Genomic DNA, 15,864 nt, shown 5'->3' on the forward strand with positions numbered 1-15,864 from the left:
ATCCGTCCTTGAGGTTAGTGCTGCACGGTGACGCTCGACTTATACGTATTCGGGTTGTAATCAGGACGTGGATGCTCTGGCGTTGGTACCCAGCCTGGCTTTGCCTCCCAAGTGCTCACACGTATTTCTACGTTTTCCTTCCCTGTGACCGGATCGAAGGTCGTATCAACAACGGTAGGCCCATAGGGAGCTGCGCCTCCTGGCCAATTGTGTTGCGAAGGCGGAAATAGGTCGGTTGGCGTTGCATTCAGCAGACCCTGGGGAGTGGCAGCGGTTACTGCGCTCACTGCATGACGCGTCGGGTCGGTATATGCATCCGACCCAACCAGCATGAAGCCGCCACCTTTGAGAACCACCAGCTGGTTCTCGCGGTCCCCAGGCAGGCCGTTGATTGGTCCAATCGGTTGAACGGTGTTGACCCAGTCGTTTGGGTGGGCGGGGTCGATCGGGGCGGACTGATACAGAATGCGTTGCCTCGAGAGTGGATCGGGATTTCCCACGACGTACATGCGGTTAGTCTTAGGGTCGTACGCTGCGCTGGCCTGCGATATGCCGCGAAGTACACCGATGCTCTTTGAGGGGTCCGCGAGATCAACGACCGTCGTGTCGGCCGCTGCGTACCCTTCCTCCGGAGTGCGGGCATACGGGACGACCCCGTACATGGCGTATTGCTTCCCCTCCGGCCCAGCGGCTGTGCCTGTGGGCAACGGTCTCACGACGTCTTGGCCATGTGGGTCACCTTTGTCGCGTGGGTTCCCGACGTCGAGGGGATTTCGTTCGCCGTTGAGGGTTGGATACCCATTGCGTCCATCCCCGCTGATCACAATGCCGGTGCCGGGAATGGTGGCATTGAGGTCGGCTTTGTCGTCGTCTTTGGTGAGTGGGCCGGCGGGCCCAGTGATTTTTGGATCTCCTGACGCTCCAGGTCCGGCGGGACCTCCAGGTTGATCCGTCTTGAACTCGCGCAGACTGGTCGCTATCGGTTTCAGTTGGCTCGCGATCTGGTCGTCGGCGGCGGCGAGGCTCAACGCCTTGCCTCGGATATCCGCTTCGATAGCAGCGCGAGCGAGATCGCGGACCATAAGCAGTGGGCCGACTAGAACTTTTGGTATGCGATCGGTGACACGGAGATTGTCGCTCACGGAAAAGAACTGACGCTCGGCGTTGGAAATCGCCTCGATGGCGCTGCGTTTCAAACCGGCCAGTAGGTCCGCGCCATTCTTGGCAATGCCGGCAGCCTTGCGGAGCATTTCCATAGCGGTCCGCACTCGGACGATGTCACTGAACATTCTGTCGTGGGCGCTGTCGGCGGCACTACCGTGCCACGTGGGTTCGGCAACTGCCTGTTGGGCGCTGCCGTAGATGTCCTCGACCGTGCGAGCTTGTCGAGTCCATGCGTCAGCCGCACTCGCCAAATGGTCTGATTTCCAGTTCTCGACTTTGGTGCGCGTTGGCATCTCCACCATGTGTGGCTGCTTCGCTATCGGTCCGTGTGCATAGTTGTCAGCACACGCTGTCCGCCATCGGAGTCCGTCGCGGAGTAGGACTTGGCCGCTTGCGCCAGTTTGTCGCCAAATGCCTTGAGATCACCTGCACAGACTCCGGCCACGTGATCGGCCGCGGCGGTTACGGCTGCCGCCGCGGTACCGCTTGGTTGGCCCTCGGCGGTGGCGAGCCCGTGGACGACCGCGCTGTTTGTCAGGTCGCTGCTCAAGCTGGACAATTTGCGGGCTGCCGACTCCAGTTCAGCGGTGTTGACGCGCAGATTTGGTCCACCCATCACTCAACCGTACTTCGCTTGGCGGGTGTCTCCCGACGCAAATCTGCAGCTACCCGCGGTACCGCTGGTGCATCGCAATCGGTTAGCCTATCGAATTAACAGTTGTCTGGAGGTCTGTAATGGGTGTCGATCCGCGTACGCCGGTGATCGTGGGTGTTGGCCAGTTCACCGAGCGCCTCGAAGACCCCGACTACCGAGGAATGTCGTCGGTCGACCTCGCCACCGCAGCCGCGCAGGCGGCGCTGGAGGACACCGGCTCCGACATCGCGGCAGTCGCCGCCGCGATCGACACCGTCGCCGGCACCCGGCAGTTCGAGATCTCCGGCCACGTTCCGGCCCCGCTCGGCAAGTCGAACAACTACCCCCGCTCCGTGGCGCAACGCATCGGCGCGGACCCGGCTCGCGCCGTGCTGGAAGTCATCGGCGGGCAGAGCCCGCAGCACCTCATCACGGAATTCGCCAGCGAAATCGTGGCCGGCCGCGCCGATGTCGTGATGATCATGGGGTCGGAAAACACCTCCAGCATTCGGTACTTCAAGGGTCGGGACGACAAACCCGATCACTCCGAGACCATCGACGGCCAGCTCGAAGACCGCGGCTACGGCTACGACGGCATCTTCGACGAGTACACCGTTCGGCACGGTCTGATCGGCGCGCCGGTGCAGTACGGCCTGCTGGACAACGCCCGTCGTGCGCGGCTCGGATTGTCCGTGCAGGACTACCGACAGGCGATGGCGGAGCTGTTCGCTCCGATGTCGAAAGTCGCGGCCAAGAACCCGTATTCGTCGGCGCCGGTGGAGCGCACCGTCGACGAGCTGGTCACCGTCACCGACAAGAACCGGATGATCTGCGACCCCTATCCCCGGCTCATGGTGGCTCGCGACCAAGTGAACATGGGCGCCGCTGCCGTGCTCATGTCGGTGGAGTCGGCTCGCAAACTCGGTGTGCCGGAATCCAAGTGGGTCTACTTGCGCGGCCATGCGGACATGAAGGAGCAGAAGCTCCTCGACCGTCCTGACGTCGGTGCCAGCCGGGCGTCGGTGCTCGCCGTGCGAGAAGCGTTGCGGGTAACCGGAATTGGGATCGACGACGTCTCAGCGTTCGACCTGTACAGCTGCTTCCCGTTCCCGGTGTTCAACATCTGTGACGGCGTTGGTCTGGCGGCTGACGATCCGCGAGGTCTGACGCTGACCGGCGGCCTGCCGTACTTCGGCGGCCCGGGGAACAACTACTCCCTGCACGGCATCGCTGAGGCGGTCACCCGAATGCGGGAAACCCCAGGCGCATTCGCGTTGGTCGGTGCGAACGGCGGCATCGCCAGCAAGTTCTCGGTGGGTATCTATTCGACCGAGCCGGCGGACTGGGTCGCCGACAACAGTGCGGAACTGTGCGCGGAGGTCGCGTCGTGGCCGACGGTCGCCGTCACCGAGCATGCGAACGGCCCCGCGACCATCGAGACCTACACGGTCCGATACGACTGGACTCCCAACACCGGCATCATCATCGGTCGGCTCGACGCCGATGGCAGTCGGTTCTTGGCGACGACAACCGACTCCGATCTGATGGCGCTGCTGTGCGACGGCGAACCGTTGGGGGCGAAGATCCTCGTCAACGCGACCGACGAGGGTAATCGGGCTGTTCTGGCCTGAGCTGGTCACCGAGGTCGACGAAATGGTTGTTTTGCAGTGGTTTTCGCGACCATTTCGTCAATCTCGACGCGTCAGAACAGCGTGGTCTTGTCTGGCGCCAAGACGAATCCGTGGTCGCCGACACGGCATGCCGTCGTGGTCATTTCTCGAACAATGTCAGCTTGCCCATGCCCACCAGGAAGCCACCATGGTTGGCGAGGCAGGCGGCGGTACCGTTGTCGATAATGCCGCATTGTGCTTTGTCATTGTCGAATCGCAGGACGTGATGCAAAGGCAAGGTTGGTGCTGTCGGCTGTGCAGGCTCGTCGGGATAGGCCCGCGAAGTAGACTGGCCTCCAACGGCATAACCGGTATCGAAACCCATGTTCCACTCGCCGTCCCGACCAGGAATCGGGCCCGCGCAGCCGATCGATTGAGCGTACGATTTTGTGACGCGGATTCGGCACCGCTGCCCGCTCGGCGTGGTGAAGCGGTACTCCGTGTCAGAATCCGGCCCTTCTGAGTAGTAATCGCGCGGATCCGCAGGTGTGTAGCTGCTGAAGTCTGGAAAGCCGACACTCGGAGGCGTGCCAGGTGCCGTCCCGCTTGTTCGTTTGGGCGTACTTGGAGTGCAGCCGATGCCGGCTACGAGAATTGCTGTGGCAATCAGCATTCTTTGACAACAATGGCTGGTGACTGACCGCACTGCCACAGGACCCCTAGAAAAGGACAACATTGTCGGGGTTCACAACGAACCCGTGATCGCCGACGTGACAGGCCGGGGTTCCGGCATCAAGGATCCCGCAAGCCATGTCGCCCTGGTTGATCTGTAGTGCTTCGTGGCGGGCCAATGTCGGTGATGGTGGCTCCGGAGGCGTGAAGATTCCAGGTCCGCTCTTATTTAGTTCAATGTATATCCTTGCACCACTGCCACGTTCGACACGAAGCGACCATTGGTGCTCGCGGCCTGGAATTGGCCCGACGCAACTGATGCCGTCAGGTCGTGATTCACGGCCCGCAGCAAAGCTGCAACGTAGGCCTAGGGGTGTCAAAAAGGCGAATACTGAGTTGTTGTCGATCCGTTTTGAATACCTACTGGAATCAGCTGCGGTGAATGTGCTGAAGTCTGGAAAATCAACGTCGTGTGGCACCGCAGGGACGCGTGGACTGTCTTTGAGCTGCGAGCATGCCGTCAGTGGAAGTGGCAGAACTAGTAACACTGTGGCCACTCGTAGTGCCGCGCCGGTCCGCGGCGGACGGGTGGTGACCACGCCGTCGTCGGCGACGTTGAACATCTGGGACACGGTGCTGACCCAGTTGAGTAGTGCGTCGCGCAATGTCGCGAGCGTTTGTCCGCCGGCAATCATTGCCGTCGCCATGGCGTCGGTGATCTCGTGAAAGCGGTGCTGGTGCTCGATGTTCCGGTAGGCCTGCCCGCGGGCGGCGTTGGCCGCCTTGCCTTTCCAATCTTGCTCAAGTTCCTGGACGGCATGCACCTGCTTGCCGATCAACCCGTCGAGGTCTTCAGCCTTGCGCTTCAGATCACGGCCGCCATCGACCACAGTCAGTGGATTGGTGCCGCGAATCTTCAGGATCGACAACGGCCCCACCCGTCAAAGAACCACCCCATGACGTCAGTCTATGGCGGTTGATACCCGCGCCCTGACGGAAATCCAGCACAAAACTGCGGCGGTCAAGGAACCTTGACCGCCGCAGTTTGAAGTGTGACCAGAAGTCTCCGACGCCAAAGCGCCGACGGAATCTCAGATCCCGAAGTCGCGCAGTTTCCCCGCCAGCTTCTCGACGTACGCCGATACCTTGGCCTCGTCACTGTCCGGCAGGCCGAACAGCACCTCGGTCACGCCGAGCTTCTTCCAGCGCGCCAACTTGTCGGCGTCCGGCTTGAAGTCCAGCGCGACGATGGTCGGTTCGCCCGAGCGTCCGGCCGCGGCCCAGTTGTCCTGGAGCAGCTTGACGGGCTCGTCGATGTCGAAGTCGCGCGGTGTCGTGATCCAGCCGTCGGCCGACTTGGCGATCCACTTGAAGTTCTTCTCGGTACCGGCTGCGCCGACCAGGATCGGCACGTGCGACTGGACCGGCTTCGGCCACGCCCACGACGGGCCGAACTTCACGAATTCGCCGTCGTACTCGGCTTCTTCCTGAGTCCACAGCGCGCGCATGGCCTCCAGGTACTCCCGGAGCATGGTGCGCCGCCGCGCCGGCGGGACGTTGTGGTCTTGGAGTTCGTCTGTGTTCCAACCGAATCCGACGCCGACCGATACCCGGCCACCGGACAGGTGGTCCAGCGTGGCAATGGATTTCGCCAGGGTGATCGGGTCGTGCTCGACGGGCAGCGCCACTGCGGTGGACAGTCGCACGCGCGAAGTGACCGCCGCGGCCGAGCCGAGCGCCACCCACGGATCCAACGTGCGCATGTAGCGGTCGTCGGGCAGCGTCTCGTCGCCGGTGGTGGGGTGTGCGGCCTGGCGCTTGATCGGAATGTGCGTGTGTTCGGGCACGTAGAAGGTGGTGAAGCCGTGGTCGTCGGCCAATTTGGCGGCGGCGGCGGGCTTGATGCCGCGGTCGCTGGTGAAAAGTACGAGCCCGTAGTCCATACCGTGATTAGAACGTGTTTCAGTATCGGGGCGCAAGAGGGGGTGGCGAGAAACCTCAACAAGGCGGACTACCTGGTGTTTTGCCTCAAAGCTCAGGCGCGAGACGCCTGTGAACCAAATCGGAGATAACTTCATCGCGAACGTTACCCACGACGGCGGTGCACCTCGCTTGTTGACATGGGCCCATGACGACCGAACGCATCGCCGACCACGTGAAGTTCGCCTACTGGGTGCCCAACGTCAGCGGCGGCCTCGTGACCAGCGACATCGAACAACGCACCGACTGGAATTACGAGTACAACAAGAAACTCGCCCAGACCGCGGAGAACAACGGCTTCGAATACGCCCTCAGTCAGGTGCGATACGAGGCCAGCTACGGAGCCGAATACCAGCACGAGTCAACGAGTTTCAGCCTCGCGCTGCTGCTGGCCACTGAACGGCTCAAGGTCATCGCGGCCGTTCATCCGGGTCTGTGGCAGCCGGCCGTGCTCGCCAAACTGGGCGCCACGGCCGACCACCTGTCCAATGGCCGCTTCGCCGTCAACGTCGTATCGGGTTGGTTCAAGGACGAATTCACCCATCTGGGCGAGCCGTGGCTCGAGCATGACGAGCGATACCGGCGCAGCGCCGAATTCCTCCAGGTGCTGCGCAAGATCTGGACCGAGGACGACGTGGATTTCCGCGGCGACTTCTACCGCATCCATGACTTCACGCTGAAGCCCAAGCCGCTCAACACAGCGGAGCGCCCGAACCCCGAACTGTTCCAGGGCGGCAACTCGAGCGCCGCGCGCCGCAACGGTGGCCACTACGCCGACTGGTACTTCTCCAACGGCAAGGACTTCGACGGCGTGACCGAACAAGTCGTGGATGTTCGCGACCACGCCCGCCAGGTTGCCCGCGAAGTCCGCTTTGGGCTGAACGGCTTCATCATCGCGCGCGATACAGAGAAAGAAGCGAAGGAAGTCCTCAAGGAAATCATCGCGAAGGCGAACCGGCCGGCCGTCGAAGGGTTCCGGCAGGCGGTGCAACAGGCCGGCAACGCCACCGGCGACAAGAAGGGCATGTGGGCGGACTCGAGCTTCGAGGATCTGGTGCAGTACAACGACGGTTTTCGTACCAAGTTGATCGGAACCCCGGAACAGATCGCCGAACGGATTGCTGCGTACCGCAAACGGGGAGTCGATCTGATCCTCGGTGGCTTCCTGCATTTCCAGGAAGAAATCGAGTACTTCGGCGCCAAGGTGCTGCCGTTGGTGCGGGAAATCGAGGCGGCCGAACGGGACGCCGCGGAGGGTCCCATCCGCGTCCCCGCGTGACGCGCCGGGAAGTTTGCTCGGGGCTGTCGCGGCCGGTCAGGACAGTGCTTTGCGGGTCCAACTGATGCAGGGCACCCGCAGTGAAGTGCGCTAGCGTGGTTGGTCGAGTCGACCAGTACAGGAGAGGTCATGACGTACCAGCCCGGTAACTCCGGCTACCCGCCCGCCCAGCAGCCCAACCAATTCGGTGGGCCGACCCAGCAGTTCAATCGTCTGCCCGAGCAGATCCCGGCTGCGCCCGCTGCGCCGGCCGGCCCGAGCAAACTGCCTGAGTACCTGACCACCGCGGTCGCGGCGCTCGGCCTGCTCATCTTCGGCTTCAACTTCGCGCCCCAGTTGGGTGCGGGAGGCCTGGATGCGGGCACCGGCAGCATCCTGACCCAGGCGCCGATCGTGGTCGCCGTGCTGGCCGCGCTGCTCGCCGGTGTGAGCCTGCTGCCCAAGCAGAAGAGCTTCAAGTCGTGGGTCGCCATCCTCGCGGTGCTGGCGCTGCTGCTCGTGATCAACGAAATCGTGCAGGCGCCCAAGGGCGTGGAGGTCGAGTGGGGCCTCTACACCGTGCTCGTGCTGGCGGTCCTGCAGGCAGGCAGCGCCGTGGCGGCGCTGCTGCTGGACGCCGGCGTCATCCAGCCTCCGGCGCCGCGCCCGCAGCCCGATCCGTACAACTACGGCGGCCCGGCCCAGGGCTACAACCCGCAGGCTCAGTACTACGGCCAGCAGCCGCAGCAGCAGTACGGTCAGCAGACCGGCCAGCACTTCGGCCAGCAGGGTGGTTACCAGCCGCAGGCTCAGAACGGGCCGATCGGCGGTTACACCGGTCCGCAGGGCGCGCCGCAGCACGGTGCCGACTCGGGTCCGCCGACCCCTCCGACCGGGTTCCCTGCGTTCGGTCAGCCGCAGCAGTCGGCCGGCCAGTCGTCGGCCCCGCAGCAGTCGTCCGGCCAGGCATCTTCGGCCGCTGAGCCGGTAGCCGGATCGTCGTCGTACACCTCGGCGCCGAGTGTTCCGGGTGCCACGGGGTCCGGCTCGGAGCCGACAACGACTTTCCAGCAGCCCCCGGCTCCGCAGTAATCGGGTCCGGCGTCGTCATAATCGCTAGGGCACTCGCGACAGGCGGGTGAAGACCTCGCGAGGAGTGACCCAGCTAGTGGATAACCGACCAGTCGGTACGCGCCAGGCGCGTGACCTGCTTCGGGTTGCGTTCGGCCCGTCGGGCATCGCCCTGGCGATCATCGCTGCGCTGGTGCTGATCCAGCTGGTCATCGCCAACAGCGATCTGACCGGCGCGTTCGGCGCGATGGCCAGCATGTGGTTGGGCGTGCACGGCGTGCCCGTGTCCATCGCAGGTGCCGAACTCGGCGTGATGCCGCTGGCCCCGTTGCTGGCGATGGTGTGGGGCACCGCACGCACCACGGCAGCCGCGACGCGGCCGGGTGCGTCGTGGTTCGTGGTGCGGTGGATCGTCGCGTCAGCGCTCGGTGGCCCTTTGCTGATCGCGGCGATTGCGATCGCGGTGATCCATGACGCGTCGTCTGTGATCACCGAGTTGCAGACGCCCAGCGCGCTCCAGGCGTTCGGCTGCGTCCTGGCCGTACATGCCTTCGGTGCGGCCATCGGCGTCGGCTCGCGACTGCAGGGGCGACTGCTGACCGACGCCCACCTGCCGTACTGGCTTCCCGAGGCCCTGCGCGCGGCGATGGCCGGCGTGCTGGCGCTCCTCGGGCTGTCGGGATTGGTCGCGGTCGGCTCGATGGTCGTGCACTGGGGGACCATGCATGACCTCTACGGGATCACTGATTCGGTGTTCGGCCAGCTCAGCCTGACCGTGCTGTCCGCGCTGTACATCCCGAACGTCATGGTCGGAGCGGCGGCGGTGGCCGTCGGGTCCAGCGTGCACATCGGGTTGGCGACGTTCAGCTCGTTCACGGTGCTCGGCGGCGACGTTCCTGCCGTGCCGGTGCTGGCCGCGGTGCCGTCGCCGCCGCTCGGCCCGGTGTGGGTGGCGCTGCTGATCGTCGCGGCAGCCTCGGCTGTGGCGGTGGGGCAGCAGTGCGCGCGGCGTCCGGCTCCCTGGCCGATTGCGTTCGCCAAATTGGCGGTGGCGTCGCTGCTCGCTGCGGTGATGATGGTCCTGCTGTCGATCGCGGGCAGCGGTCGCCTGGGCAACTTCGGTGAGCTCGGCGTGGACCAGACGACGTTCGGGCCTGCAGTGTTCCTGTGGTTCGTATCGATCGGTGGCCTGACGGTGGTGATGGCCGGCGGCCTGACGCGTCGGCCCGAGCGGCCGGCACCCGTCGCACCGGCGCCCGTCGCACCGGCGGACGACGAGCCGTATGACGAGGAACCGGGCGCGGCCGATGTCGTCGAGGACGACGAACCTGTGACCGAGAAGCTGTTCGGTGACGTGACGGCGACCGCTGCGGCTGTCGATGACGATTCGCACTTCGCCGGTGGCCCGGCGTTCGAACAGACTGCGGAGCCGGAGCCTGTCCCCGAGCCCGAGCCTGTCCCCGAGCCCGAGCCCGAGCCGGTGGCGAAACCTGCTGAACCCCGCCGGCCGGCGCGTCCGGAACCGGACATGACCCCGGCACCGGCAGAGGCGTATCAGTCCGGCACGACCGATCGCATCGGCGAAGCCGTCGCCTTCGACCCTGACGAGGACCCTGAGGCGCATTTCGTCGTCGACGACGACGGCCACTAGTCGGCTCAGCCGACGTGGCCACTAGGCTGCTTGCGTGCAGCAACCGCTCCGTGTCCCCCCGACAGCGCCGGCGCGGCTCGTCGTCCTGGCGTCGGGGACCGGCTCGCTGCTCGAGTCCGTGCTGGCAGCGGCCGTCGGGGATTACCCGGCGCGTGTCGTGGCGGTCGGAACGGACCGCGATTGCCGGGCGCTGGGGGTCGGCGCGGCCGCAGGCGCGGCGACGTTCACGACCCAGTTGCGCGACCACGCCGACCGGGCGGCCTGGGACGTCGCACTGACCGAAGCGGTCGCAGCCCATGAACCCGACCTGGTGGTCTCGGCGGGCTTCATGAAGATTCTCGGACCGATGTTTCTCTCGCGCTTCCAGGGACGGGTGCTGAACACCCATCCCGCGCTGCTGCCGTCGTTTCCCGGCGCGCATGCTGTGTCCGAGGCCCTCGCCTACGGGGTGCGGGTCACCGGCAGCACGGTGCACCTGGTGGATGCGGGCACGGATACCGGGCCGATCCTGGCGCAAGAGCCGGTGCCGGTACTCGACGACGACGATGAATCGTCGCTGCACGAACGGATCAAGGTCGTCGAGCGACGACTGCTGGTAGATGTGATCGCCGCGGTGGCCCTCCGCGGTGTGACGTGGAGTGGGCGAAAGGCGGCCATCGGGTGCCGCGGAGGTGAGGAGCAATAGGATGACGCGACGACCGATTCGGCGGGCGCTGATCAGCGTGTACGACAAGACCGGCCTGCCGGAGCTGGCCCGCGGGCTGCACGCCGCCGGCGTGATCCTGGTATCGACCGGCTCGACTGCGAAAACCATTGCTGCCGAGGGTATTCCGGTTACCCCTGTGGAAGAGGTCACGGGCTTCCCGGAGGTCCTGGACGGCCGAGTCAAGACGCTGCATCCGCGCGTGCACGCCGGCCTGCTGGCCGACACCCGCAAGGCCGAGCACCTGGCTGCACTGGACGAGCTCGGCGTCGAGGCCTTCGAACTTGTTGTGGTGAACCTGTACCCGTTCACGGAGACCGTGGCGTCGGGTGCTTCCGAGGACGACTGCGTCGAGCAGATCGACATCGGTGGCCCGTCTATGGTGCGTGCCGCGGCGAAGAACCATCCGAGCGTGGCCGTTGTCGTGGACCCGCTGGGTTACGACGGTGTACTGGCCGCCGTCCGGGCCGGCGGCTTCACGCTCGAAGAGCGAAAGAAGTTGGCGTCGGTGGCTTTCCGGCACACCGCCGAGTACGACGTGGCCGTCGCGTCCTGGATGGGGTCGGTGCTGGTGCCCGGCGACGACGAGGCGTCCGCTGCCGGCATGCCCGCTTGGCTCGGTTCGACCTGGCGTCGCAGTGATGTGCTGCGCTACGGCGAGAACCCGCACCAGAAGGCCGCGCTCTACCGCGACGACGCCGGCTGGCCGGGTCTGGCCCAGGCTGAGCAGCTGCACGGAAAAGAGATGTCCTACAACAACTTCACCGACGCCGATGCGGCGTGGCGGGCAGCGTTCGACCACGAGGACATCTGCGTGGCGATCATCAAGCACGCCAACCCGTGCGGCATTGCGGTGTCGTCGATCTCGGTTGCCGACGCGCACCGCAAGGCGCACGAGTGCGACCCGCTGAGCGCATTCGGTGGCGTCATCGCAGCCAATACGGCGATCACCGAGGAGATGGCCGAGACCGTCGCCGACATCTTCACCGAGGTGATCGTCGCCCCCGCGTTCGAACCGGGCGCCGTCGAAATCCTGAGCCGCAAGAAGAACATTCGCATCCTGGTGGCGTCGGAACCTGAGGGCGCCGCAGTCGAATACCGTCAGATCAGCGGTGGCCTGCTGGTGCAGCAGCGCGACGCGCTGGACGCGGCCGGTGACGACCCGGCGAACTGGACCCTGGCGACCGGTACGCCGGCCGACCCGCAAACGTTGGCCGACTTGGTGTTTGCGTGGCGCGCGTGCCGTGCGGTGAAGTCGAATGCGATCGTGGTCGCCGCCAACGGTGCCACGGTCGGTGTCGGCATGGGTCAGGTGAACCGGGTCGACGCGGCCCGGCTCGCGGTCGAGCGGGGCGGTGACCGGGTGCGCGGCGCCGTTGCCGCCTCTGATGCCTTCTTCCCGTTCCCGGATGGCCTGGAGACCCTGACCAACGCCGGCGTGAAAGCCATTGTGCACCCGGGCGGTTCGGTCCGCGACGACGAAGTGACCGCGGCCGCCGCGGCTGCGGGCATCACGCTGTACCTGACGGGGGCTCGGCACTTCGCCCACTAAGGTCTCTTTGTCGCAAGTGGCCAGGTTTGTACGCGGATGTTTCGTGCGAACCTGGCCACTTGGCGTCAGAGGCCCAGCCGTGCCTCGGTGTCTCGGTTGGCAAGTGCGGTGTCCAGGTGCACGCGCCAGGAGGTCGCCCAGCGCTCGGGGAAGCACCGCTGCAACAGCTCGAGCATGATCGGCACGGCGGTCGAGGCGCCCGGTGAGGCACCCAGCAGTCCGGCGATCGAACCGTCGGCCGAGCAGACGAGCTCGGTTCCTGATCGCAGTGCACCGATGCGTTCGGCGTCCGGGGTGACCAGTTGGGCACGTTGTCCCGCCGGCACCAACTCCCAGTCCTGGGGATCGGCACCCGGGTAATACCGTTGCAGCTGCTTGATTTTCCCGCTGCGAGTGGTCAGCAACTCGCTGATCAGGTAGCGCACCAGCGGCATACTCTGCGCGGCCGCGGCGGCCAGTACATGCAGATTGTGCCACCGCAGCGTCGTGAAGAAGTCGGTGAGCTTGCCGCCCTTGAGGAGCTTGGTGCTGAACGTCGCGTACGGGCCGAACATCAGGTAGTCCTCACCGGCGATCACCCGTTTGTCCAAGTGCGGCACCGACATCGGTGGGGCGCCTATCGCGGCTTGACCGTAGACCTTGGCGTCGTGCTGGTCGACGACGTCGGGTCGCGAGCACCGGAGAAAGGCTGCACCGACGGGCAGGACACCGTAGCCCCGGACTTCTGGCAGGTGCGCGCGCTGTAGCAGGCGCAGGGCGAAACCGCCGGCGCCGACGAACACGTGCCGCGCCCTCAGCTGAAACCTGTTGCGCGAGCGTGTATGTCGACCACTGATGAGCCAGGTCCTGTCCGAGCCCTGGCGCAGTCGGTGCACATCATGACTGAGCCGGACCTCGCCTCCGTTCGAGGTGATGATTCGGGTCAGTCCGCGGGTGAGCGCTCCGAAGTCGACATCGGTGCCGCCGGGGTGCCGGGTTGCCGCGACCTCTTGCGCCGGGTCGCGGCCGGCCATCACCAGCGGCGCCCAGCCGGCGATTGTCGTGGGATCATCGCTGAACTCGAGACCGGCGAACAGCGGATCGGCGCTGAGGGTCTCGAACCGCTGCCGCAGATACGCCACGTCGTGGTCGCCGAACACCACATCCATGTGGGGCGTGCCATGGACGAACGTCGTCGGATCGAGCAGGCCCTGGTCGACCAGGTATGCCCACCATTGTCGGGACAGGTGGAATTGCTTCGCGATCTCGACGGCCACCGAGCCGTCGGCTGGGTCGGGCATGTAGTTGAGCTCGCAATAACCCGAGTGACCGGTACCGGCGTTGTGCCACGGCCCGCTGCTCTCGGTTGCGATGTCGGATGCTCGTTCGATCAATACGATTCGCCACTTAGGCTCCAACGTGCTGATCATGGCGCCGAGCGTGGCTGACATGATGCCGCCACCGATGAGGAGAACGTCGGCGATTTCGGGTTCGACGGTAGGCATTGTTGCTCCTTGTCTCGATGTACCCAGCATCACTCCGTAGTGTTCAATCCGTCCAATGAATGTTTTGGCTATTAACATCCAAATATGGATCAATGGATGAGCCAGCTCGCACCGCAACTGCGGGCGCTCGAGGAACTTGATTCCCACGGTGGGCACATGACCCGGGCCGCTGACAGTCTGGGGATTCCGCAGTCGTCGATGAGTCGCCGCATTCATGCGTTGGAGAAGACGCTGGGCGTCCCGTTGCTCGTTCAGGAGGGGCGGTCGGTGCGTCTGACACCGGCCGCAGTGCAGCTTGCCGAGCGGGCGCGGCGTCCGCTGCGTGAGCTCGAAGTCACCATCGAGACGATTGCCGGGGAAGCCGACCCCGAGTACGGCACCATCCGGTTCGGCTTCCCCCTGACCATGGGAGCCGGCGTGGTTCCCAGTCTGATCACCGAATTCCACCGGCGCGCACCGGGAATCAGGCTGCAGATCAAACAGGCTCACGGCAGTGAACTGGCCGCAGACCTCAACGCCGGGACGCTCGATGTGGCAGTGGTCATCCCTCCGCCCGGCGACGTCGACCATGTGGTGATCGGCGGCCAACAGATACGGGCCGTGTTACCCGCGGCCCATCCGCTCTCCGCGCGTCGTCGTCTCCGCTTGGACGAATTGCGACACGAGACGTTCATCGCCAACCCGGCCAGCTATCACCTGCGGCAGGCGACTGAAAGCTGGTGCCGTGACTCGGGATTCACGCCACACGTGCCGGTGGAGATCACCGAGTTCTCAACGATCCGCGAGCTCGTCGGGCGGGGGATGGGTATTGCGCTGCTACCGCATGATGAGCACACGTCGCGCAAGGTGCGGGAAATTCCATTGACACCCAACACCTATCAGCGACAGATCGCACTCGCGTGGGCGTCGACCGCGGTCACGCCCGCTGCTCGGCGGCTGCTCACCTTTCTGCGCGCTGAATGGTCGGCGCGTGGTTAAGAGGCGGCGACCTCGCCGGGCCGCTGCGTGGTGGCGTATTCGAAGAAGTCCACGATCTCGGTGACGGCCTTGCGGGCATCCGGATTGATGTCGAAGCTCAGCTGGAACATGTGCATCGCCCTGTCCCAGACCTGAACCCATGCGAGAGCGCCGGCTGCGCGCAGCGCGTCGGCGAGCGCGAACGAGTCATTGCGCAGCATCTCGTTGTTGCCGACCTGCAGGAGCGTCGGTCCCAGGCCGTGCAGGTCGGCCTCGGTTGGCATCTCCGGCACCGGATGGGTGCCGTTCTTCGTCGCGAACACGTCGTAGAGGTACTTCACCGCCATGAACGGGAACAGCACGTCGCGGTGTTCGAGCATCGCGTTGTACTTCAGATTCATGTCGGACGACGTCAGCGGCGACAGCAGGATTTGGCCGGCAGGCACCTGCAGGCCCGCATCACGCACAGCGATTGCGGTGCCGGTAGCGATCAGGCCGCCGGCGGAGTCGCCCGCGAACACGATCTTCTTCGCGTCCACGCCGGAGGCCAACACCAGTCGGTGGGCGCACACGCCGTCGGCGATGGCGTCCTCGATCAGGGCCTGCGGTGCCAGTCGATAGCCCACGTTCAGCACCCGCGCGCCGGTCGCGGCCGAGAGCTTGCTGGCCCAGCGGCGGTGCGAGTTCAGGCCGAGGGTGATCAGCGCCGAACCGTGGAAGTAGATCATCACGCGATCGGACGCCCGGGCGTTCGGCGCGACGACCCATTCGGCGTCGCAGTCGTCCAACGCGATCGGTGTCACCGTCGTGCCGGGCAGCGCGCGGAACGCGCGGAACGGCCCGTCAATGATGTCGTAGCGGCCGCGCTGGACCAGGTCGGGATGGAACCGGTTGACGATCATGCCAATGAGCGTGAGCAGGGCGATTACCGGGCGGACGAACACCGCGGTCAACCCGCCGAGCAGTCGGCTCTGCCACGCGGCGGGGCCGAACTCGAGGTCGGTCGGGCGGTGAGTCCAGTCGAGCGAGTTCACGATACCGAGGGTACTGGGTAAAGGTCCGGAGCCCAAGGTGCTGCCCGTCACGAAGCACCGTCGTAGCGTGGAGGTCGTGACATCACCTAACGAC

Annotated in this window: 14 protein-coding genes; 7 read left to right on the forward strand and 7 right to left on the reverse strand. The window is 65.2% G+C overall.

Going from position 1 to position 15,864, the window contains the following annotated elements:
- Positions 1 to 14: 14 nt before the first annotated feature.
- Both AC3WTE_RS04360 and AC3WTE_RS04365 read right to left on the reverse strand, forming a co-directional pair.
- The gene (locus AC3WTE_RS04360) at positions 15 to 1,466 is read right to left on the reverse strand and encodes a WXG100 family type VII secretion target (protein ID WP_492435929.1); all 1,452 of its coding nucleotides are present in this window, start codon (positions 1,464 to 1,466) and stop codon (positions 15 to 17) included.
- Positions 1,467 to 1,480: 14 nt separating this feature from the next.
- Complete coding sequence (locus AC3WTE_RS04365) at positions 1,481 to 1,780, reverse strand: hypothetical protein (RefSeq protein ID WP_492435930.1); 300 nt, start codon at positions 1,778 to 1,780, stop codon at positions 1,481 to 1,483.
- A gap of 119 nt (positions 1,781 to 1,899) precedes the next feature.
- Between AC3WTE_RS04365 and AC3WTE_RS04370 the strand changes: the two genes are divergently transcribed.
- Positions 1,900 to 3,429, forward strand: coding sequence for an acetyl-CoA acetyltransferase (locus AC3WTE_RS04370; protein WP_492435931.1), 1,530 nt, complete (start codon positions 1,900 to 1,902; stop codon positions 3,427 to 3,429).
- A gap of 139 nt (positions 3,430 to 3,568) precedes the next feature.
- On the opposite strand, the gene AC3WTE_RS04375 is transcribed toward AC3WTE_RS04370, so the two are convergent.
- From AC3WTE_RS04375 to AC3WTE_RS04385, 3 genes are all read right to left on the reverse strand, one after another.
- Positions 3,569 to 4,081 carry a hypothetical protein gene (locus tag AC3WTE_RS04375; protein ID WP_492435932.1) on the reverse strand — a complete coding sequence of 171 codons (513 nt, stop codon included), beginning with the start codon at positions 4,079 to 4,081 and terminating at the stop codon, positions 3,569 to 3,571.
- Between the two features lie 46 nt (positions 4,082 to 4,127).
- The gene (locus AC3WTE_RS04380) at positions 4,128 to 5,009 is read right to left on the reverse strand and encodes a WXG100 family type VII secretion target (RefSeq protein WP_492435933.1); all 882 of its coding nucleotides are present in this window, start codon (positions 5,007 to 5,009) and stop codon (positions 4,128 to 4,130) included.
- 162 nt (positions 5,010 to 5,171) lie between these two features.
- The gene (locus AC3WTE_RS04385; RefSeq protein WP_492435935.1) at positions 5,172 to 6,023 is read right to left on the reverse strand and encodes an LLM class F420-dependent oxidoreductase; all 852 of its coding nucleotides are present in this window, start codon (positions 6,021 to 6,023) and stop codon (positions 5,172 to 5,174) included.
- Between the two features lie 185 nt (positions 6,024 to 6,208).
- Between AC3WTE_RS04385 and sfnG the strand changes: the two genes are divergently transcribed.
- The 5 genes from sfnG to purH all read left to right on the forward strand — a co-directional run bounded on the left by sfnG (position 6,209) and on the right by purH (position 12,295).
- Positions 6,209 to 7,339 carry a dimethylsulfone monooxygenase SfnG gene (sfnG, locus tag AC3WTE_RS04390; protein ID WP_492435936.1) on the forward strand — a complete coding sequence of 377 codons (1,131 nt, stop codon included), beginning with the start codon at positions 6,209 to 6,211 and terminating at the stop codon, positions 7,337 to 7,339.
- 129 nt (positions 7,340 to 7,468) lie between these two features.
- Positions 7,469 to 8,410 carry a DUF5336 domain-containing protein gene (locus AC3WTE_RS04395; RefSeq protein ID WP_492435938.1) on the forward strand — a complete coding sequence of 314 codons (942 nt, stop codon included), beginning with the start codon at positions 7,469 to 7,471 and terminating at the stop codon, positions 8,408 to 8,410.
- A gap of 76 nt (positions 8,411 to 8,486) precedes the next feature.
- Positions 8,487 to 10,040, forward strand: a complete 1,554-nt coding sequence (locus AC3WTE_RS04400) for a cell division protein PerM (protein ID WP_492435940.1) — start codon at positions 8,487 to 8,489, stop codon at positions 10,038 to 10,040.
- Positions 10,041 to 10,074: 34 nt separating this feature from the next.
- On the forward strand, positions 10,075 to 10,725 hold the full coding sequence (gene purN / locus AC3WTE_RS04405; RefSeq protein WP_492435941.1) for a phosphoribosylglycinamide formyltransferase: 651 nt from the start codon (positions 10,075 to 10,077) through the stop codon (positions 10,723 to 10,725).
- A gap of 1 nt (position 10,726) precedes the next feature.
- Positions 10,727 to 12,295 carry a bifunctional phosphoribosylaminoimidazolecarboxamide formyltransferase/IMP cyclohydrolase gene (gene purH, locus AC3WTE_RS04410; protein WP_492435943.1) on the forward strand — a complete coding sequence of 523 codons (1,569 nt, stop codon included), beginning with the start codon at positions 10,727 to 10,729 and terminating at the stop codon, positions 12,293 to 12,295.
- A gap of 65 nt (positions 12,296 to 12,360) precedes the next feature.
- Here purH and mqo read toward each other — a convergent pair whose 3' ends face one another.
- Positions 12,361 to 13,779, reverse strand: a complete 1,419-nt coding sequence (gene mqo / locus AC3WTE_RS04415) for a malate dehydrogenase (quinone) (protein ID WP_492435945.1) — start codon at positions 13,777 to 13,779, stop codon at positions 12,361 to 12,363.
- An 84-nt stretch (positions 13,780 to 13,863) separates the two neighbouring features.
- On the opposite strand from mqo, the gene AC3WTE_RS04420 reads away from it, so the two are divergent.
- Positions 13,864 to 14,757 carry a LysR family transcriptional regulator gene (locus AC3WTE_RS04420; RefSeq protein ID WP_492435947.1) on the forward strand — a complete coding sequence of 298 codons (894 nt, stop codon included), beginning with the start codon at positions 13,864 to 13,866 and terminating at the stop codon, positions 14,755 to 14,757.
- On the opposite strand, the gene AC3WTE_RS04425 is transcribed toward AC3WTE_RS04420, so the two are convergent.
- Positions 14,754 to 15,770, reverse strand: coding sequence for an alpha/beta hydrolase (locus AC3WTE_RS04425; protein ID WP_492435949.1), 1,017 nt, complete (start codon positions 15,768 to 15,770; stop codon positions 14,754 to 14,756). The genes AC3WTE_RS04420 and AC3WTE_RS04425 overlap by 4 nt on opposite strands.
- Positions 15,771 to 15,864: the final 94 nt, after the last annotated feature.

Source organism: Mycobacterium sp. FW102-FHT13B02, assembly GCF_058790275.1.